The 19,355-nt window shown below is 41.2% G+C and carries 13 protein-coding genes, 3 pseudogenes and 1 riboswitch; of the genes and pseudogenes, 7 read left to right on the plus strand and 9 right to left on the minus strand.

Going from position 1 to position 19,355, the window contains the following annotated elements:
• Positions 1-26: 26 nt before the first annotated feature.
• Positions 27-242, minus strand: a riboswitch (cyclic di-AMP (ydaO/yuaA leader).
• A 419-nt stretch (positions 243-661) separates the two neighbouring features.
• Positions 662-1,852: a sensor histidine kinase gene (locus V7K49_RS03670; protein ID WP_335204553.1), complete on the plus strand. Its 1,191-nt coding sequence runs from the start codon at positions 662-664 to the stop codon at positions 1,850-1,852.
• 58 nt (positions 1,853-1,910) lie between these two features.
• On the opposite strand, the gene rnc is transcribed toward V7K49_RS03670, so the two are convergent.
• The gene (gene rnc / locus V7K49_RS03675; RefSeq protein WP_273763274.1) at positions 1,911-2,597 is read right to left on the minus strand and encodes a ribonuclease III; all 687 of its coding nucleotides are present in this window, start codon (positions 2,595-2,597) and stop codon (positions 1,911-1,913) included.
• 138 nt (positions 2,598-2,735) lie between these two features.
• Positions 2,736-3,524 (minus strand): NYN domain-containing protein, encoded by a 789-nt coding sequence (locus V7K49_RS03680; protein WP_335204554.1) that lies wholly within the window; start codon positions 3,522-3,524, stop codon positions 2,736-2,738.
• Positions 3,525-4,104: 580 nt separating this feature from the next.
• Between V7K49_RS03680 and V7K49_RS34510 the strand changes: the two are divergent.
• Positions 4,105-4,206: pseudogene (locus V7K49_RS34510) on the plus strand (IS4 family transposase); the annotation flags it as partial.
• A gap of 135 nt (positions 4,207-4,341) precedes the next feature.
• Here V7K49_RS34510 and V7K49_RS03685 read toward each other — a convergent pair.
• The 4 genes from V7K49_RS03685 to V7K49_RS03700 all read right to left on the minus strand — a co-directional run bounded on the left by V7K49_RS03685 (position 4,342) and on the right by V7K49_RS03700 (position 7,950).
• Positions 4,342-4,776 (minus strand): GlcG/HbpS family heme-binding protein, encoded by a 435-nt coding sequence (locus V7K49_RS03685; protein WP_335204555.1) that lies wholly within the window; start codon positions 4,774-4,776, stop codon positions 4,342-4,344.
• Between the two features lie 5 nt (positions 4,777-4,781).
• Complete coding sequence (locus V7K49_RS03690; RefSeq protein ID WP_335204556.1) at positions 4,782-5,882, minus strand: LLM class flavin-dependent oxidoreductase; 1,101 nt, start codon at positions 5,880-5,882, stop codon at positions 4,782-4,784.
• A 199-nt stretch (positions 5,883-6,081) separates the two neighbouring features.
• Positions 6,082-6,861 carry a class II aldolase/adducin family protein gene (locus V7K49_RS03695; RefSeq protein ID WP_335204557.1) on the minus strand — a complete coding sequence of 260 codons (780 nt, stop codon included), beginning with the start codon at positions 6,859-6,861 and terminating at the stop codon, positions 6,082-6,084.
• Positions 6,862-7,737: 876 nt separating this feature from the next.
• Complete coding sequence (locus V7K49_RS03700) at positions 7,738-7,950, minus strand: hypothetical protein (RefSeq protein ID WP_335204558.1); 213 nt, start codon at positions 7,948-7,950, stop codon at positions 7,738-7,740.
• 51 nt (positions 7,951-8,001) lie between these two features.
• Between V7K49_RS03700 and V7K49_RS03705 the strand changes: the two genes are divergently transcribed.
• The gene (locus V7K49_RS03705) at positions 8,002-10,584 is read left to right on the plus strand and encodes a BsuBI/PstI family type II restriction endonuclease (RefSeq protein WP_335204559.1); all 2,583 of its coding nucleotides are present in this window, start codon (positions 8,002-8,004) and stop codon (positions 10,582-10,584) included.
• 476 nt (positions 10,585-11,060) lie between these two features.
• Here the strand turns inward: V7K49_RS03705 and V7K49_RS03710 are convergent, their stop codons facing one another.
• Positions 11,061-12,905, minus strand: a complete 1,845-nt coding sequence (locus V7K49_RS03710) for a tetratricopeptide repeat protein (RefSeq protein ID WP_335204560.1) — start codon at positions 12,903-12,905, stop codon at positions 11,061-11,063.
• Between the two features lie 659 nt (positions 12,906-13,564).
• Here V7K49_RS03710 and V7K49_RS03715 point away from each other — a divergent pair.
• Positions 13,565-15,964, plus strand: a complete 2,400-nt coding sequence (locus V7K49_RS03715) for an FAD-dependent oxidoreductase (RefSeq protein WP_335204561.1) — start codon at positions 13,565-13,567, stop codon at positions 15,962-15,964.
• 248 nt (positions 15,965-16,212) lie between these two features.
• Here the strand turns inward: V7K49_RS03715 and V7K49_RS03720 are convergent.
• Both V7K49_RS03720 and V7K49_RS03725 read right to left on the minus strand, forming a co-directional pair.
• Positions 16,213-16,584, minus strand: a pseudogene (locus tag V7K49_RS03720) (PAS domain-containing protein); the annotation flags it as partial.
• Between the two features lie 293 nt (positions 16,585-16,877).
• Complete coding sequence (locus V7K49_RS03725; protein WP_334874944.1) at positions 16,878-17,111, minus strand: Nif11-like leader peptide family natural product precursor; 234 nt, start codon at positions 17,109-17,111, stop codon at positions 16,878-16,880.
• Between the two features lie 451 nt (positions 17,112-17,562).
• Between V7K49_RS03725 and rplU the strand changes: the two genes are divergently transcribed.
• From rplU to V7K49_RS03745, 3 genes and pseudogenes are all read left to right on the plus strand, one after another.
• Positions 17,563-17,970 carry a 50S ribosomal protein L21 gene (rplU, locus tag V7K49_RS03730; protein WP_334721929.1) on the plus strand — a complete coding sequence of 136 codons (408 nt, stop codon included), beginning with the start codon at positions 17,563-17,565 and terminating at the stop codon, positions 17,968-17,970.
• A 30-nt stretch (positions 17,971-18,000) separates the two neighbouring features.
• Entirely contained in the window at positions 18,001-18,297 is a 297-nt protein-coding gene (gene rpmA, locus V7K49_RS03735) for a 50S ribosomal protein L27 (protein WP_334874941.1), read from the plus strand.
• 828 nt (positions 18,298-19,125) lie between these two features.
• A pseudogene (locus V7K49_RS03745) lies at positions 19,126-19,355 on the plus strand (hypothetical protein); the annotation flags it as partial.

Here is a 19,355-nt window from a genome sequence, read left to right on the forward strand (position 1 = left end):
CGGAACATTATAAAAATGCCGTCTCTTCAGTCTCCTCTCAATGCCTACGAAGTTAGCTGACGGGCTAGGGCTGAGAGATGCCCTTCTGAAGAAAGTTATGAGTTATGAGTTATGAGTTAAATATTAATAACTTCTAACTCCTCACTCTCAACTTTTCACTTTCTCTGAGATACGCCCCACAATTTGGTTCCTCCGCTCCAGGGTTATGCACTGTCACACGCTGGATTAGGCTGACTTACTCTAATAGATACTAGTTCTCAACAATATAACATCAATGCTGAGTAAAAGCCAACTGTATTATGATAAGTGTTGTTTATTTCAATACTTAAATCAAGTGCTTACCTTTGCTTTTCGGTAATTAATAAAATTTATAATTTTTTAGAATTTTAGCTGTGTTGTGAGTAAACTCATTGCACAGTTAAACAACAATACTCGAGTCAGGCATCAAAGTTGGTTACCTGCTTGGTTAACATTTATTAATAAATGTTATTATATTATTTAGAAGTTTTATATACAGATAGTTAAGTCAGTAAATAAAAAATAAAATCTATTTCTTTTGGTAGGTGAGCTAAATCACTAAATTTGGTAGAAGACCACTGCACTCGCTAAACTAATTGCATATGGAAGTTTACTCATCTATCTCTTAGCTGAATTTAACAAAATGGATTTTAGTCAAGTACTGGCTGAAAAAACGGACACCATCATAGATAAATGGATTGCAACAGTTCGCAAGGATAGACGGATTGAAAGTGCTGATGACCTATCTTATACAGCCGTAAAGGATCATATCCCTGATGTTTTGAAAGCAATGGTAACGGTGCTTTCAAAATATCAGGATAATGATATTAAGTCAATAGTTACTGCCAGTTTTCAGCATGGGGCTATTCGAGCTGAACAAGGTTTTGATCCAGCAGAAATTGCTAGAGAATATCATTTGCTACGAACAGTAATATTTGATGCTATACAACCAGATTTATTGAACGGAACACCTGTAGAGATAATTCGTTCTATGCGTTTGATTGACGCTATGATAGACGAAGCGATCGCTCGGTGTTTCAAGAGTTATGTTGAGGAGCGGTTGCGAGAATTACAGCAGTTGCAGTCATCACTAACACTCCATAATCAGGAACTAACACGCTTGATTAGCGCCAATCAAGAGTATCTTTCGCAACTAGTCCACGAATTGAAACATCCTCTAACTTCCATTATTGGTTACTCGGATCTGTTTTTACGCCAACAACGACGAAAGACACAGGTGAATGATACCTCTGCCAATTTAGAACATATTGAGCGGGTACTACGCAATGGTAGACAATTACTCCACCTGATCAATGATGTATTAGAACTTTCGCGGTATGACGCAGGACAGATAAAGCTCCACCTAGCATCCACTGATGTGCGTGAATTAATCAATAATGTGTGTGAAATGTTGGAACCTTTAGCTGCTGGGAAAAATTTAAAAATCGTAGTAGATTGCGATCGCGTTCCCAAAGAATTAATCACAGATTCTTTTCAATTCCAACAAATTGCTACAAATCTTATCAGTAATGCGATTCGCTATACAGAGTTGGGGACTGTTATTATAATGTGTCAGGTGTTAGAGAACCAGAGATGGGCGATCGCAGTTTGTGACACTGGAATTGGCATTGCACCCGAAAACCAAGCCCAGATATTTGAACCCTACTTTCGCGTCAGTTTTAGCGATCGTCCCTATCTCCCTGATAGCACAGGATTGGGATTAGCGATCGTTTCCCGCTTGGTGAAACTACTACAAGGTACAATGAACTTAGTATCTGAAGTGGGAGTTGGTTCTACCTTTACCGTCATTTTGCCTTTAGAAATAGAGAGTTGATTTCGCGCCAAGACGTAAAATTTTTCTCTGCATCTCTGCGTGAAATCAAAAAACATTTTTACAATAAACCTTGTTTTTTCAACTTAGCTAGCGCATCCTCAGCAGCAGCTTTCTCTGCATCTTTCTTATTGCGTCCTTTACCTTCCCCGTAAATTGTTCCATCTACCAATACTTTTGCTATGAATTCTGGCGCGTGAGAAGGGCCTCCTATGTGTTCTGTGAAATATTTAGGAGGAGTTGGGGTAACGTTACGTTGCACCCATTCTTGAAAGCGATTTTTTGAGTCTACATTAGAACGAGACACAACTATATGCTTAGGATCTACAGAATCAAATAGTGGTTCTATAATTGCGCGAACTGCATCAATATCTGAATTTTTATCCAAATAGTAAGCACCAAGAACTGCTTCAAAGGTGCTACTGAGCAAATTAGGATTTTGGTAGCCTCCGTCTCGAATAGCGCCTTTTCCTAACCGCATCCGAAAGTCTAAACCTACTTCCTCAGCGAACTTTGCCAATTGCTTCTCATCTACCAGCGCCGAACGCCGCCGCGTTAATTCATCTTCTCCCATTTCTGCGTGACAATTATATAGATACTCACCACTTAAGAAATTCAGCAAAGCATCACCGAGAAACTCTAAGCGTTCGTTATGTTCCCCTTCTCCAGGGTTTTCATGGACATAAGAACGGTGAGTAAGCGAACGGCGGAGAAGTTTTTCATCATGGAATATCAGAAGTTTGTGCATTTTTATCTTGTATCTTGTTGCATAAATTGACTGTTGGGAAATTATACAAATGTGATTTTATTCAGACAGCAAAAAACCGAATTTGCGGTGTCTTGATAAAACCCAGTTGAGTAAAAAACTGGGTTTTTCAAAGCTATTTTAGGCAGTTAGTATATCTAACTCAGTTAAAAATAACTCCTGATTTTGCTTTCGGACTTTGCCATCCTTTACAGCAACATCAATAAACTTGCTAAAATTTTTAAATTTTTTGCCATCAGATGTATAAATAGATGAGCATCCTTGGTATTTGGCACAAAGTTGACGCATCAATTTATCAATGCAACAAAATACGGTAGGCTTACCTTGGCTTAAGGCAGTGTTGATAGCTTCAATTAGATACTCTATAGCCTCATTGTAATTAATTTGGGACACAACAGAAATAATTTGAGGCTGATTTTTCTCACTAATTAATTGGGGTAAATCATCTAAAAAGTAAAATTCATCAGCCAATTCTTTAAGCTTTTGTTTTACATTACCTATTTGAGCAAGGATGATAGCTTGTTTTCCTAATTTTTGCAGATTATGAACCAATTTTACAAAGTCTCCATCTCCTGATATGAGCATAATTTTATCTGGAGACATATTACTGTGAATCTCCTCTAAGCAATCGGCTATTAATTGGTTATCTGCACTATTTTTTAAAGGACAGGGAACATTAACACAGTTCAAACCAAGATTGCCTAAATCATTCTTTACAGTAGCTTGATCTTCACGCTGTGAATTGTAGTAGACATTTATGCTACTTACACGCCCTTTAGATTGGGCTAAATTCAGCAATGACTTAGCCTGAGATGGACTTAATTTAGTGTTTTGATAATCCCAATAAATGGAAACTAGAGGTAGCTTCTGGCTTGTTTGTTTTTTGGAAGATTGATTAGCGTGTGGCATTGTAATATATCCAGTATTCTTTGGTGAACTGGACAGCTTCAACAAATCATACATCTATCAGTAGCAGAACTTTACACGAATAATTTATACTCAAAAAGTACTTTTCTGCGATAAAGCTCTCTACCGTCGCTTTCCTTTGGTTTAAGTCTCAGCCGTAGAATTCCTAGTTTCCTAGCAAGTTTTGCGTCATCCTTTCCCCTGAAAATCTACTCAAACATCTTGTCTTCCCGTTGAAAGTCTAGTCAATCAGTTAACTTGACATTGGGCTGAATATTCAGTCGAAGGGATGACACGAAGCTCGGCAGGAAACTAGGAATTCTGCTGCTGAGACAACACCAAAAATTTGCGCTTTAGAGTGCGGTTATTTTTCTGTTCTTAAGTATCTATTGCCATACTTTATACTAAATGTCAATTAGTTATTCATGAAGATTCGTCAAAGCGATCGCCCATATCTATCAAGTTTTAAAATCATCTATGCAAAAGTGTTGAATGTTATGAAATCTGCTATCAAAATAGCCGAAAATATTTTGAAATTTGGGCTAACTCTTTAAAGATAATGATTATAAATTAATTTTTCCAGATTGTAAAAAATATCCTTAGCCCTTTGCTTAAAAATGATTATCCAGTTTTGAATAGCCGTCTTATTGTTGAGTGTTGGTTAGTTTATGCACTGGATAATAGTTGAAGGAGTATGCATGATTTTTTTAAAAAATCGAATTAGACATCTGGTGAAAAAAGAGACATAGCACTGCTACGTCTCTACAAGGGTTCTGGATAAGCTATATTTAATTTATGAGATGTCTATTCAACTCTATGGTTAATCAATGGGGTCAGCACCGATCCCACCAATAGCTGCTTTAGCGATCGCGATATCCTGCTCAACAGTGCCACCACCGACGCCAATGGCTCCCACATGCACGCCACCAAAACGGATAGGCAGACCATCCCCAAGATTGGTTAACAAATTTCCAGATGCTAAGGGTAATGCCACTGCTAGGTTATCTGAGAATGTCCCAGTGGGGCGGCGGATTGAAGCAGCGGTTTGGGCTTTGCGTTTGCTGGTTTCGATGCTATGGGGAGTTGCCCCATCACCATGCACAAAGGCAATCAGAGTCAAAAACGAGTTGTAAACAGCAATAGATACGCCAACTCCCTGACTGCGGCTTTCTTTTAAAGCAGCTTTAGCAGCTGCTAGTGCCGTATCAACTGTGATTAATTTAACAGTTCTAGTAGACGCAGATTTTTGTACCATGATTATTAAATCCTGACTCCAACTGTTTGCCGTTCTCGCCGTGCGACTTCTGCATGTACTAAAGGAATGACATCACGCCCATAAGCGATCGCATCCTCTAGGGGATCAAAGCCCCGGATTAACAAGGTAGTCACACCCGCATCATAATAATCAACTAAAGCCTCTGCTACTTGTTCTGGTGTACCCACTAGAGCTGTAGTGTTGCCTGCCGCACCAGTAGCTGCTGCGATCGGTGTCCATAGACGCTTATCGTAAACCTCATTTTTGGTTGCAAAATCTAGGAGACGTTGTGACCCTACCGCCTGGGGTCTAGCTGGGGCAGCTATTTTCGCCCCTGCTCGCAAGTCTTGAATTCGCGCTAAAATGCTATGTGCTTTCTCCCAAGCCTGTTGTTCTGTAGCACCAAGAATAGGTCGCAGGGAGACGCTGAAGCGAACGGAACGACCGGGTGGTAAGGCAGCACGTACCTCTGCTATTCGTTCTTTAACTGCGGCAATTGGCTCACCCCACAAGGCATAGACATTACTGTGTTTAGCTCCTACCTGTACAGCTGGGCCAGATGCACCACCAAAGTAAAGCGGGATGTGGGGCTTTTGCAGCGGCTTGATCGCCGAGAAAGCATCCTTGAGGCGGTAAAATTCACCTTCGTAATCAAAGGGAGTGTCGCTTGTCCAGATGCGACGAAGGATTTCTAAATATTCATCGGTGCGGCGGTAGCGGCTGTCATGATCCAGCCAGTCGCCATCTTTCTGCTGGTCAGCATCACTGCCACCAGTAATAATATGTATTGCTATCCGACCGTTGGTAAAATGGTCAAGGGTAGCTGCCTTGCGATCTGCCAAAGTTGGAGCCACAAAACCCGGACGATGAGCAATCAAAAAGCCCAATCGCTCGGTTGCTGAAGCTGCGAAACTAGCAATAGTCAAGCCATCAGGGCTACTAGAACTATAGCCAATCAATACTTTGTCAAAACCTCCTTCTTCATGGGCTTTGGCAAATTCACGAACATAGGCTGGATCAATGATGTCATCGCCCAGACTACCTGCTGCACTATTTAATTCCGAAGCTGGTTTTGTCCGGATCAATCCAATAAATTCAACTGGCATAATTAATTCTCCTGAAAATGTTGGGGAGTGGGGATGAGAGGACAAGGGGACAAGGAGGATAAGCAGATATAACCAATGCCCAATGCCCAATACAACTCTTGGAGAGGCTGCGCCCTAAGCGTAGCTATGCCGCAGGCTTTACGGCAACTCTTAGAGACGCTCTTGCGTTCACTCAGTACAAGTGCCCCATGCCCAATACCTAATCAAATAAGTCTGGTTGGTCGTGGGTAATTTCATCCCACAAATACTGGAATCCACCCCAGCCTGCTTGGTGAGTACCACCGCGTTGTTGTATTTTTAAGGCGATGTCGTGGTCAATCAGGATGGGTTTTCCTACGGCTTCTGCTAGCAATTGCGCCTTAGCAGTATCCTCTAACCTGATGTACCACCAAGCGGCTTCATCCACACTGTGTCCCACAGTCAATATTCCGTGGTTGCGTAAAATCGCAGCTTTGCTTTTGCCTAGTCCCTGAGCAATGCGTTTTCCTTCACTTGTCTCCAATACAATGCCTGTAAAATCATCAAATAGAGCATGATCTTGGTAGAAAGCACAGGAATCTTGGGTAATCGGGTCGAGCAACCGACCCAAAGATGACCAAGTTTTGCCGTAGAAGGAATGGGCATGAGCCGCTGCGATGACATCAGGGCGGGCTTCATGAATTTGAGAGTGAATGGCAAACGCTGCTTGACTTACTTTGCCTTCACCTTGGACTACCTGACCTTCACTATTCACTAGTATCAGGTCTGATACCCGAATGCGACTGAAATGTATCCCAAAGGGATTGACCCAAAAGTGATTGGTAAGTTCGGGATCACGGGCAGTGATGTGTCCTGCCAATCCTTGAGCAAAACCTAAACGTGCAAATACCCGAAAGGCTGCTGCCAAGCGTTCTTGGCGATGGCGACGCTCCGATTCAATAGAGACGAAGGTCGGTAGTTGAAAGGGATTGCTGGGGCGGACGAGAGAAGTTTGCACCATAATTTTCAACTCCTACGTATGGATTAGGTAGACAGTGCTGCATCACTACTGGTGGGAGCGTCAAGGTTTGTCGTATAGACATCGCTTCACCATTAAACTAGCGGACAACAAATGATTTATGGTTATGGCTCAATAGGCGATCGCAGTTTTTACCGCTGCAAATACGTATTGTTCAATCAATGTCCAGTGGACAACGCTACAAATAACTTTTAGCTGATAACCGTAAATACGTTACTAATTACCTGATATCAGATTTTAAACTACTTAGTAACAACAAATTTCTTAACTAGAATAGTGATACTATCAAATAAACTACGGTAAATCAATCTGTTTACAGTTGTTTAAACTACAATGAAATTACCACAGTTCATTTAAATAAGCAAGCTGAATATGGAGTTCTGCTGGAAAATATACTTGAGGGGAGTGTTATCTGTGTTGGATAGAGACTGTTGCGATTCGTTAAGCTGTGGAGCGATCGCTAAAATTTATGAACGCACGGTTTTTTCGGTTATTACTAGGACTAGCCCTTTCAAGATGACTCGTAAAATCTCTTGTTTTTTCTCAGAGGATGTCTGAGAAGTTAAAAATGTCATGCTGGAAGCGATAGCCAAGTGTTGCATCTCATCAACCCAGGGTAAATTGCGATTCTTCGCTCCACTTCGTTATGCTCAGAATGACAAATTATATTTTTGGTACACTTTTCAGACATCCTCTCAGCGCTCTCTGTGCCTCTGCGGTTTAAAAGTAATTTATTTAACTGTAAAGGCACATATAACATACAAAACGCAAGAGTTTTCAAGTTCATCAATCCCTATGTTGTCAGTACGTCAGTTATTAGAGCAGTTAGCATCGCTTGAGAAGTCTCAAAATTACTAACTACAGCATTTCATTAATTTGCAGCGAATTAAATCTGGTAATACCCTGCAATGTCAATGCATCGCCTTGTATTGTTAATGCATCAGCTTGCATTGTTAATGCGTCGGTTTGTATTGTTAATGCAAGCTGATGCATTAAAAATGCTACGAACTTACGCAAAACTGTACTAAGGTTTTGCACAACGCGATCGCAAACGTAATCTGCTTCAGGCATAAGGATGCTGTAAAGTTGTTGTAAACTTGATAGCAATTAAAAAAACAGACCGTGAGCGTCCCATCAAGCAGTAGAGCCTTCGTAGCAAGTCATAACAGTAGTTTGAGCTTTACCAGCCTCGCAAAACTATCAAGTGGAAACTTGCTTGCAGAAGTGGATCTTCGCCGGGCTGTAGTAAGTTCAAAGCTAAGGCAAGACAAAAAAGGGTCGATGGGTCAGTTTCTGACTCCCGCTTCAGTAGCAGAATTGATGGCTGGAATGTTTAATAGGCTGGATTTGCCTGAAATATCCTTGCTTGATGCTGGAGCAGGAATCGGTTCATTACTAGCCGCTTTTGTGGCAAAAGTATGCCAGCATCAACAACACACATCAAGTTTGCGCGTTATAGCATACGAAATTGACCCTCTTCTAATTGGATATTTGCATCAGACTCTAGAGCTATGTGAGAGGGAATGTGAACATGTGGGTATTTCCTTCAATTACGAAATTCGTGAGACTGATTTTATCGAAGATGCAGTCAGGCTGCTTCAGGTTGGTTTATTGAATAGTGCAAACGCAACAGAATTTACTCATGCTATTCTCAACCCGCCTTATTTGAAAATCAATGCTGATTCCAAGGTGCGCGAATTGCTGCGTTCCATCGGTTTGGAGACTAGCAATCTTTATACTGGTTTTATGGCTGCTACAGCCCAACTTCTAAAACCAAGTGGGGAGTTTGTAGCAATTACACCGCGCAGTTTTTGCAATGGGCCTTATTTCCGTGACTTTCGCAAGATGTTTTTAGAGATGATGGCTTTACAACAAGTACATCTTTTTGAGTCGCGGCAAGAAGCATTTAGTGACGATGATGTTTTACAGGAAACTATCATCATCCAAGCTACAAAACAAAGGCAAAAGTCTAGCAGCGTCATCATCAATACCAGTTCTGGTACTAATGATGACTTGATCATGTCACACTCTGCACCATATTTTGACTTAGTTCACCCCGATGATATAGAGCAGTTTATTCATATTATTCCAGATAAGATTAGCCAGCAAATCGTTCAGCGAATGGAACTTTTCACCTGCACGTTGAAAGATTTAGGGCTAACAGTTTCAACCGGACGGGTAGTAGATTTCCGAGCAAAAGATTACTTAAGGACAAATCCAGAAAACAATAGCGTTCCTTTAATTTATCCGGTGAATTTATCGAATGGATATGTAGAGTATCCAAAAATCACCAAAAAGCCTCAAGCGATAGTGCATATAGAAGAAACAGCGAATCTTCTAATACCAAATGAACATTATGTCTTATGCAAAAGATTCTCATCGAAAGAAGAGAAAAGGCGTGTTGTTGCAGTGGTTTATAATGCCAACCAATTTAATTATGCCTATGTTGGCTTTGAAAATCACTTGAATTACTTTCACAAAGATGGGCAGGGACTTAACCTTACCTTGGCTTGTGGGCTTACTGTTTATCTCAATTCAACCCTAGTTGATTCTTTTTTTCGATTGTTTAATGGGCATACTCAGGTAAATGCAACAGATTTGCGAAAATTAAAGTACCCTAATTTGGATCAGCTATTGTCCTTAGGGACAGCGATTAAAGAGCAGTTTCCTTCTTTGCGGGAAATTGATGAACTCATAGAAAATCAGCTACTGAGTATGTTGAATCAGTCAGATAATAATCCAATTACAACTAAGTCTCGAATTGATGAAGCACTGCAAATCTTGACACAATTGGGCTTTCCACGAGCACAGCTTAACGAACGGTCAGCTTTAACCCTCCTGGCATTGCTTGACTTAAAACCGACAGACTCTTGGCAATTAGTAACTTCCCCTTTGATGGGAATTACGCCGATGATGGACTTTATGGCTCAACATTATGGCAAAACCTATAAGCCCAACACACGGGAAACAGTTCGCCGCCAGACAGTACATCAATTTCTGGATGCAGCTCTGATAGTTGCTAATCCAGATGATTTAAGTCGCCCTATCAACAGTCCCAAAACTGTATATCAAATTGAAAACAGTGCGCTCGAACTATTACGAACCTACGGTACTGACGAATGGGAAAAGAGCATTCACACCTACCTTGCTTCGGTTGAAACTCTGAAAAAGCAGTATGCTCAAGAACGTGAAATGTCCCGTATTCCGATAGTAATTGCAGGAGAAATTAAAACTTTATCGGCAGGTGGTCAGAATATTCTGATTGAAAAAATTATTAATGATTTTGCCCCTCGTTTTACTCCTAGTGCAAAGCTCATCTATGTTGGCGATACAGATGAAAAATTTGCCCACTTCGATGAAGCAGCATTGGTAGATTTGGGGGTTAACATCGATTCTCACGGCAAAATGCCAGATGTGATCATTCACTTCACAACAAATAACTGGTTGGTGCTGATTGAAGCTGTAACCTCACATGGCCCAATTAATCCTAAACGGAAGAAGGAACTTGAAGTCTTATTCAGAGATACCCAAATACCTCTGGTGATGATAACAACATTTCTCAGTCGTAAGGCAATGGTGGCATATCTGGCAGAGATTGCTTGGGAAACGGATGTTTGGGTTGCTGAAGATTCAACTCACCTGATTCATTTCAATGGTGAATATCTATTGCAAGCTTACCAAAGAGAAAAGAAGCAAACTTCCTGAATATACAGCAGAATTCAGGTGTCTGTGTAACAATATTCTTGGGTTCAGGCTTGACTCTTTATCAAAGTTAGTTTTTTTAACGTAGACGCGGAGCGGCTTCCCGCGGGGTACCGCCATCGCGCAGCGTCTCGCAGAGAAGGACGCATTCGCGTAGCGTCTCGTAGAGAAGAACGCAAAGGAAGAGAAGAAAAAATCCTTAACTGAACTGTAATGATTTATAGTGCTAATTTAGGCTATTTAAAAAAATCGAATAATTTTGCGGACATGATCGATAAATTGCCCGTCAATTGAAAGTTAAGCGATCGCATTTCGTGCTTCTCTTTTCAAACCCTTATCTTCAAGCCTCTGGCTGGAAATGCTGCTCATTGCGGCAGAGGCGCAAGTAAGGGAGGCAGAGCCTCAATGAGGGGCATTCCCAGTCGCAGACTGGGAACGAGTTAATGTCTCATTTCTTAAACCTGAATCAAATTACTAGTTTACATATCTTGTTTGTATTCTTCTAATAATTGTGGAATGTGATCATACCCATCTACACCAATAACTGCAATAATTTTAGGGCGATGTTGCTGTAAGAACTTTTGGAAAGCTTCTGCCCCTATTTGTCCTTGTAAAATTGTCAATAACCCTGCCGGTTGACGCCACTCACTAGAAGCAATTTGCTCTAAAAGATACATTCCCAAGCAGCCTGTGTAAACAGTTTTTTCAGAATTTTGTAGATGATAATAAGCTTCTGCCAAATAAGCTAAGTTCCGCCCTTGCAGATACAAATCACCGGAAACTTGCGCTGTTTTAAAGCCATCTTCGAGATATTTAATTGCACTTTGGTGTTGTCCAATTACTAAATAAGCAATTCCTAAGCTGCTGACACATAAGGCTTTACTTTGAATATCACCTAATTTTTCTGATAATTTTAAACCTTGTTCCAAATAATTAATTGCGGCTTCATAGGTTTCGGGTTCTAGATTTTCCAATTCCTGAGCCTGCATGACTTCGCTGTAACCTAAATTTACCAGCGCGTTGGCTTCTCCTGTGCGATCGCCTGCTTGCCGACTCAGTATTAATGCTCGTTGACTGTAATTGATTGCCTCAGCATAATTTTGCTGTTGCACGTAAGTACGGCTGAGGTGGTTGAGATTGGCAATTTCACAGGGGCGATCGCTTGCATTCCTGGCGATCTCCAGCGCCTGCTGATGAAAATCAAGTGAGCGCTGATATTGCCCTAAAGCACGCTGAGAATAGCCTAAAAGGGTCAAAATCCGCGCCTTTTCCTGGGTTCCCTCGCCTTGTCGCAGCGGTTCATCCAAATAATCTAGGGTATCTCGCAAATAAGTGCCAGTAAAAGAGGCAAAAATCCCGCCGTAAAAGGGAAAATACGGACGCTGGGCAAAGGTTCGCAAAATCTGGAGCATAATTTGAGAACAGGCATCGCCGTATACTGTCCCAATGCTGCCAAAACCACTTGCTAACTGACTCCAAATCACTGCAAAGGTCAAAAAAGTGGAAATGGACAACTTTGGCCCGGCTTTAACATCGTAAGCTTGTTGGTCAAACCAGTTAATTAGTCCCCGTTGCAAGTACTGTAAAATCAATGCCATTTCCACCCAATCTCTGAGGGTGATTCCCCGTTGTCGCTGGGCAAACTCAATTGCCGATTCTTCCATAGCCAAGGTGCGAAGCAGTGCTTGGGGTAACTCACTATTGAGTTGTTTAGCCCAACTTGCCCAAGGGCCACGTTCTCCGGGTACGCCGCCAAATCCTAAAGATTCTTTTTGTTCGTACATCCAACTGAGCAAGTTATCTTGCAATCGCTGCCAAGAAGCTAAACCACGGGTAATACCTTCAGAAAATTGTTCTAAATCAGCATCTGCCTGAGCAAATTGCTGTAATGCTTTTGACAATTGCTGTAGCTGTTGCAAATTTAGCGGATACTTCTGATTGGGGTCAGTAACCCGTAAAAATACCGCCAGCCGATCGTCTGCCGCAGATGTGGTAATTTCTGTAACTGCGGAGGCGATCGCTTCTGTGGCTTTATTTTGCTCTTGCCAGCGTTGCCATTGACTTTGAATGGTTTTAATGGCTCTCAAACTCCGAGTCGCCTTGCCTTTCTTGAGTTCATCTTTTTCACTATCTACTTGGCTTTGGAGAGCATTCAGGCGATCGCTCAAAGCTAGCTCAAAGACTTCCCCTGTACCGGAAGTAATTCCTTTAAGCAGCATTTGATACACCATATCAACAGAGCTAATTTTGCCCTTGAGGGTGGTTTCGACAATTTCATCGATTAAGGCAAGATAGCGATCGCGCAATGGCAGAGATTCTGACACTTTGGCTATTAGAGAACGTCACGTCAATTCTAATTCTAGTCTTGACAGAGGCAAAGGAGTGGGGAAAATCGGCAATTTCAGTAATTCAAAAATTTTCCAGAAGCTTTATCAGCCCTTCATTTGAACTAGGAAACGCAATCCGCCGAAATCAGCTGATGATTTGCTGCTCATTTACCCCGGTTCTGGATGGACTTTCCTGTGAGCGCGACTACTCGCGCTCTCCAGCCTCAAAAATATTGGCTGAAACCCTTATTTTTCCAGCTAATTTTTCTAGATACTGAAGTTTTTGAAGTATCTTAACTGTTTTATTAGTAATTACTTTATTTATAAAGAATAACAATATATACAAAAGTAATTATTATTATTTCTAACAGTAGCTTTGAAAACTCAATAAATACGAGGAAAAAATTATTTAAACCTTAAGGAGTAGCTTTAAAACCTTATTAAGCATGAGTTAAATAGGCTAATAATATGATATTTCATGTTTTTATATTACTAAGTAGACTTTTAAAAAATTCTAAAAGTAATGTTTGTAACAAATGCCAAATTCCAATAAGTTCTTAACCCTACGCCAACCCACAAAGCACCAGATTTAATATCATTAATGGGCAAGCTAATACATTTATTTTGTACTGTAAAAAAAATCGAGAGAATCTTTAATGAGTAACCTATTGCCGGACAAGGATGTAAACATTTTAGTAATTGGGGCGGGAGTAAGTGGTCTAACAACCGCGATATGTCTGAGAGAGGTAGGTTTTAGAGTTGTGATTGTTGCAGATCGTTTTGCCCCAGATTTAACCTCTATTGTGGCAGGTGCATTGTGGGAATGGCCACCAGCAGTTTGTGGTAGTCATGGTGCTCCCAGATCCCTGGAACGCTCTAAAAACTGGTGTATGACTACGTATAATAAATTCAAGAAAATACACGCAGAGTTTGGTTCAGAAGAAACAGGACTTTATTTGAAGGATGCGTATTTCTATTTCAAAGATGTTTTGGAAAATCGACCTACTGAACTTCGTAAAATGAATGAGTTGAAGGATAAGGTTGATGGATTTGAAAGAGGCTTACAGATTGTCAAAGAAACGATTGATTTGAATTTTAAAGGAGGTATAAAAGATGCTTATAAACACATGGCTCCGACGACAAACACGGATGTCTACATGAAGTGGTTACTTCAACAGGTAAAGGATATTGGATGTGAGATCATCCAGGAAAAAATTAATGTCAATGTAGTTCAAAATGAACAGGAACTACTTCGTCGTTTTAATGCAAAGGCAATTGTTAACTGTGCTGGACTAGGTTCAATAGCAACTACAGGGGATACTTCCATGTATCCGTTGAGGGGCGCACTTGTCAGGGTTAAGAATCTCGGTGGAGTTGTGACAGACGCTCATTGTATTTCCCACGAAGAATCTTCTTTAAATGAGCAAGACATCGTTTACATAGTTCCTAGAGGGGATGATTTGGTGGTCTTGGGAGGATTAACGCAGCAAGACCAATGGGATACAGACCTATCTCTTGAGGTTCCAATTATCCGACAGATGTATGATGGCTGTTTGGAGTTTCTACAGGAATTAAGAGAACTCCCACTAGATGAAAAGGAGCCTGTTAGGACTGGTTTACGACCATTAACAGAGGAAAATGTTTGTGTAGAGAGGGTTTTAAATACACACGTATTTTATAATTATGGACATGGAGGGTCAGGAGTAACTCTGTCATGGGGATGTTCACAGGAAATTGTCCAGTTGGTACAAGAAATGCTCCGTGAGGAGGCAAATCCAGTTGCCTTTTCCAGTAGTAAGATAGATAGCAATAAGCAGACTGTCTTTGTGCTGCATGATATGCTTGCCAGCAAAACTGATTTTGGGCATATCCGATCAGATAATAGAAATCTAGTTTTACTCTGTAGTAGGGAAGGACTTAGTAAAGTTATACCCTCCCAGTATCAGCACTTGGATCTTGTGCAGATTGTAGAACCTTATAATTTGCAAAATCTGCTCCAAACCTATCAACAGATTAAGACTGATTATAAACTTTTGGATGACAACTGTCGGATTGTTACCAATGATGAGTATTCAGTGCTGTTAGCTGCACAGTTGCGTGAAGCTCTAAATCTGCCAGGCGATCGCCCAACAATGATCCGCCAGTTTACCGATAAGAGTTACCTCAAATCTACCCTCAAAAATTCTCTGATTCGGGTGCCAAAGTATCTGATTTTTGCTCAAGAGCAATACCGTAAAGAGCCAGTTTCATACTTAAAGTTTGTTCTAGAAGAACTAGGCAATCACATCTTTATCAAACCAGTTACCGGAGCCGGAAGTGAAAAAACTAGAAGAATTCATACTGTTGATGAATTGAAAGCCTGGTGTGACAGCAATGTAGATTCAGATGAAGAATTTGAATTCAATGAATTTATTACAGGTCAACTATACAATACAAGTGTTGTCATAAAAAATGGTCAACCTTGTTATTTTGCTGCTTGCAAGCAGTATCGACCTAATGATGAGTTCATTTATGGTCATCAAATCGGCAATATTATTGTTAGAGAAGAAGATCCAGAATTTCATAAACTTTGGCAATTTTCAAGTGATACGTTACAAAGTTTAGAACACGGTTACCCCAAAAATGGTGTACTCAATATTGATTTATTCCTCCAAGAAGGTAGCGAAGAACCGATTCTGATCGAAGTAGCTGCACGCACCCCTGGAGGGCTTGTATCAAGAATGTTTGATATATATCAGGGGGTACGTCTAAACGAGTTACATCTCCAATTACAGATTGGTGATTCTCCTGACATCATTCTCAAGGATAGGAATGAGTGGAAGTACAGCGCTTCCTCGATTCATCCCAAGCAGGACGGTGTTGTTACAGCAATTGAGAAGCCAATTCTCGAAAGTGATGTGGAAATTTCTTGGCAGATTTATTTGGAACAGAGACTCAAAGGATCACAAAGTACGAGGGATGTTGCCATTGCCATTCTTTTGAGCAATCATGACTATTCAATCCTTCAAGGAGATTATGAGGTAGCCAATTCTAGCAATTTCTACAATACTAAGTAAGGATTTTTTCTAGCAGGCTGAAGCTATAGCAATCCAATTTGATTTGTAAAAAAATCTAAGTATATGTAAGGGAGCCAGCCGTCTGGGCGGGTTTCCCCACTTGAGCGGACTGGCGTTGTGTTATCGCCGAGAGTACGGCACTTAAAATCTGAGGTGGTGCGTTATCCTTTGGCGTAACGCAACGCCCTTCGGGTGACGCTCGTTCGCCTTTGGCGTCTCCCCTTGGGAGAAGACTCGCTAACGCTGCGCTAACACCAGTCGCCTACAGAAGGAAACCAACTTGGGTGCGCTGGTTCACCAGTTGCTACAACGGATAGCGCACGCAGCGTAAAGCCTGCGGCATGGCAAATCTTAGAGACGCTCTTGCGTTCGCTTAAATCAAGTACAAAACCAATAATATCGTTTGGATTATTTTCTAACAAGGCAGAACCTAACAGGATGGGAACGCGGCTGTCATCTTTGCGGATGTATTCGTTCTCAAAAGGCTGAGACACACCTTTGGTTTTAAGTTCTGCGATCGCACTGTTGCTTGCTTCAATATATTCTGGTGCTATCATGTCGCGCCATCGCACTTGCCCTGCTAGTAAATCCTCTTGCGAATAACCTACCATTCTTAAAAAAGCATCATTAGCCTATGTGGTAACCGCTATGCGCTATCTGTATAGAGGTGAGCAAAAATCATCCCAATTACCTAGAACTACTCTCCTACGGTGCGATCGCCGCTTAATTCTGTCCAGAGTATTGTTAAAATGTAGTCATCCTAACTCATGAGTTAAGCAGCTGGGGAAATGGAAAGCATAGTTGCTTAGTTTAACAGGAATGCCCCTAAAGGAGATGATGCAAGGGTATCCCCTAGAGGAGCAAAACTTGTCAATTCAGTTGTTCCTAAACTTTCGGATTCCTAGAACAGGAATTATCTAGGATTAATGTGGCGTCTAATCCCCCATCCTGGATTGACAATGGCGGCTAAATCTTCTTCAGACAATTTGTTGATTTCACTGTCCAGTTCTTCGACGTTGAAATCATAGCCCTGCTCCTGAGCAATCTTAATGAAGGCTTCTGGATCAGCTGTTGCTTTGAGTCTTTGCTGTAATGCTTGATCTTGTTTTACGGCTTGAAAAAGTCGGGTAGCATTTTGCTGTGTCATGACAATCCATCTCCTGTTTGAAATATCAGGTTTGAATGTAGTAATTTAACTCCTGTGGATTCCCTAAATTCTGTGAAGAACTTTTAGATTAAGCGTGTAAGTCTAATTTTAAAACAAAGAATAAAAATGTGTGGATTCTGACAAGAAAGTATAAGTTTTAGTCTAAATATTTCTGTTACTTTGTAAAAGTCAGCCCTAAGATGGAAGCAGTCTTTAACTAAAAAACATTGATTCTGAATTGTAAATGCACCTTACATTCTTTGGATGGGTGATCAGCCATGACGGCTTTTGGTAAATGAAAGCTTGACTTGACACCTGTTAATAAAATAAGATATTAGATTGTCTGTCTAATTCCTGCTCGGATCAGGTAGACATATTACAAAAGCTGGTAAAAGCGTCTCTATAGGAGATAAAAACCAGCTACCTGTACGGCAACCCCAAGGACAATTCCATGACCTACGCAATTATTGAAACTGGCGGCAAACAAATACGAGTAGAGCCAGGGCGGTTTTACGATATTGAACTGCTTACGACCGAACCAGACGAAAAAGTTACAATAGACTCCGTATTACTCGTGCAGCACGATGGCGAAGTCAGCATTGGACAGCCACTAGTGACAGGTGCGACTGTAGAAGGGACTGTAATGCGACATTTCAGGGGTCGTAAAGTCCTGGTATACAAAATGAAGCCGAAAAAGAAAACCCGCAAAAAGCGGGGGCATCGTCAAGAAATTACCAGACTTATGATTGACTCCATCACTCTTAACGGTGCAGTGTTTGCTGCCCAAGGAGAACCGGAGAAGGAAACCCCTGTTGCAGATGACACTCCTGCCGAAGAAGTTGAAACCGCTGCTGAATAATAAAAAGAAGTAGATACACAAGAGGAAATCATGGCTCATAAGAAAGGAACAGGTAGTACACGCAACGGTCGTGATTCTAATGCCCAACGTCTGGGTGTCAAGCGTTATGGCGGTCAAGTTGTACGTGCAGGAAACATTCTCGTGCGTCAGCGCGGCACCAAATTTCACCCTGGTAACAACGTCGGTATTGGTAGCGATGACACTCTGTTTGCTTTAATCGACGGTGTTGTAATGTTTGAGAGAAAGGGCAAAACCCGTAAAAAAGTTAGTGTTTATTTACCCATAACTGCTGCCTCAGCAGCCCCTGCTGAGGCAGTAGCAAGTTAAAGTAGTTTGGGTGGGTAACACTGCCCACCCTACTGGCTAGTTGATAGTGAGATTTGCATAAATATTCCCAACAGTTGCTTAAAAGCTGCTTTGTTCCTCTGCCGCCCATAGATTAGTATCAGAAGCATCAAAGCGCACAGGTTATTCACTAACAAAATATTACACAAAGAAATTGAATTGCGTAGCTTGCCGCACTTTTCTACGAGACGCTGCGCGAACGACAGGCTCAGTGACCACTGTAGGCATCGCCTACAAAGTCTTAGCCACCAATTTTTGTCAAGCTTTCGGATGATTGCACTAGATCGCCACAGTGTACTATAGCAATCCTATCTGATTTGTGAAAAGAACGAACCGCCGTCGCGCAGCGTCTCCAAGAGTTGCCGCCAAGAGCGCCAAGAGGAGAAATAGAAAAGTTCATAAATCATTTAGGTACGACTGCTATAGTCACAATAATATCAGTGCAATGTAGGCATTCGTAATTATGCTAAGTTGTGTTTATTAACTTCAGAATCAGGTTTACCTGAGAGAATACTTAAATTAGGCTATAGCTTTGAGCTACCATGATTACCTGAGAAAATGCTGAGAATAAACTAAATTTTCTCAAGGCATAAATTTATGAAAATCATGGCTTAGTTTCAATAAGCTCTCAGTCCTTATAGAGATACTTTGGATGTTCGGGATAACTCAAACATCAGTAGCAAAAGTCTGATGGAGTCCTCTATAAGAAGGCATCTTCTTTACCCCAATAGCCTTTATGAATCTGCTTGTAGCTTAATTTCCTCTGATCAATCAATACAAAAAGAACTATCCAAAGGACGAAACAAGACTATGAACTGGAAAATACTTTGTTTAATTGCTGGTTTAAGCTTAACCACCAGTCTCACTGCTTGCTCTGGCACTCCGGCAACCAACAATCAAATCGCTCCTGAAGCCTCTCCTGCGATGAGTAAAGATAAAGCTGGCGATGCGATGGGTAAAGATAAGGCTGGTGATGCAATGAGCAAAGATAAAGCTGGCGGTGCTATGGGTAAAGATGCGATGGGTAAAGATAAGGCTGG

Source organism: Nostoc sp. (genome assembly GCF_036919675.1).
Classification (GTDB): Bacteria; Cyanobacteriota; Cyanobacteriia; order Cyanobacteriales; family Nostocaceae; genus Nostoc.

Excerpts from the sequence above, each read along its gene's own strand:
- V7K49_RS03685 (WP_335204555.1), bottom strand. The coding sequence starts at position 4,776 with ATGGTACAAAAATCTGCGTCTACTAGAACTGTTAAATTAATCACAGTT.
- rpmA (WP_334874941.1), top strand. The coding sequence starts at position 18,001 with ATGGCTCATAAGAAAGGAACAGGTAGTACACGCAACGGTCGTGATTCT.
- V7K49_RS03670 (WP_335204553.1), top strand. The coding sequence starts at position 662 with ATGGATTTTAGTCAAGTACTGGCTGAAAAAACGGACACCATCATAGAT.
- V7K49_RS03690 (WP_335204556.1), bottom strand. The coding sequence starts at position 5,882 with ATGCCAGTTGAATTTATTGGATTGATCCGGACAAAACCAGCTTCGGAA.
- rnc (WP_273763274.1), bottom strand. The coding sequence starts at position 2,597 with ATGCACAAACTTCTGATATTCCATGATGAAAAACTTCTCCGCCGTTCG.
- V7K49_RS03715 (WP_335204561.1), top strand. The coding sequence starts at position 13,565 with ATGAGTAACCTATTGCCGGACAAGGATGTAAACATTTTAGTAATTGGG.
- V7K49_RS03700 (WP_335204558.1), bottom strand. The coding sequence starts at position 7,950 with ATGCCTGAAGCAGATTACGTTTGCGATCGCGTTGTGCAAAACCTTAGT.
- V7K49_RS03680 (WP_335204554.1), bottom strand. The coding sequence starts at position 3,524 with ATGCCACACGCTAATCAATCTTCCAAAAAACAAACAAGCCAGAAGCTA.
- V7K49_RS03725 (WP_334874944.1), bottom strand. The coding sequence starts at position 17,111 with ATGACACAGCAAAATGCTACCCGACTTTTTCAAGCCGTAAAACAAGAT.
- rplU (WP_334721929.1), top strand. The coding sequence starts at position 17,563 with ATGACCTACGCAATTATTGAAACTGGCGGCAAACAAATACGAGTAGAG.
- V7K49_RS03695 (WP_335204557.1), bottom strand. The coding sequence starts at position 6,861 with ATGGTGCAAACTTCTCTCGTCCGCCCCAGCAATCCCTTTCAACTACCG.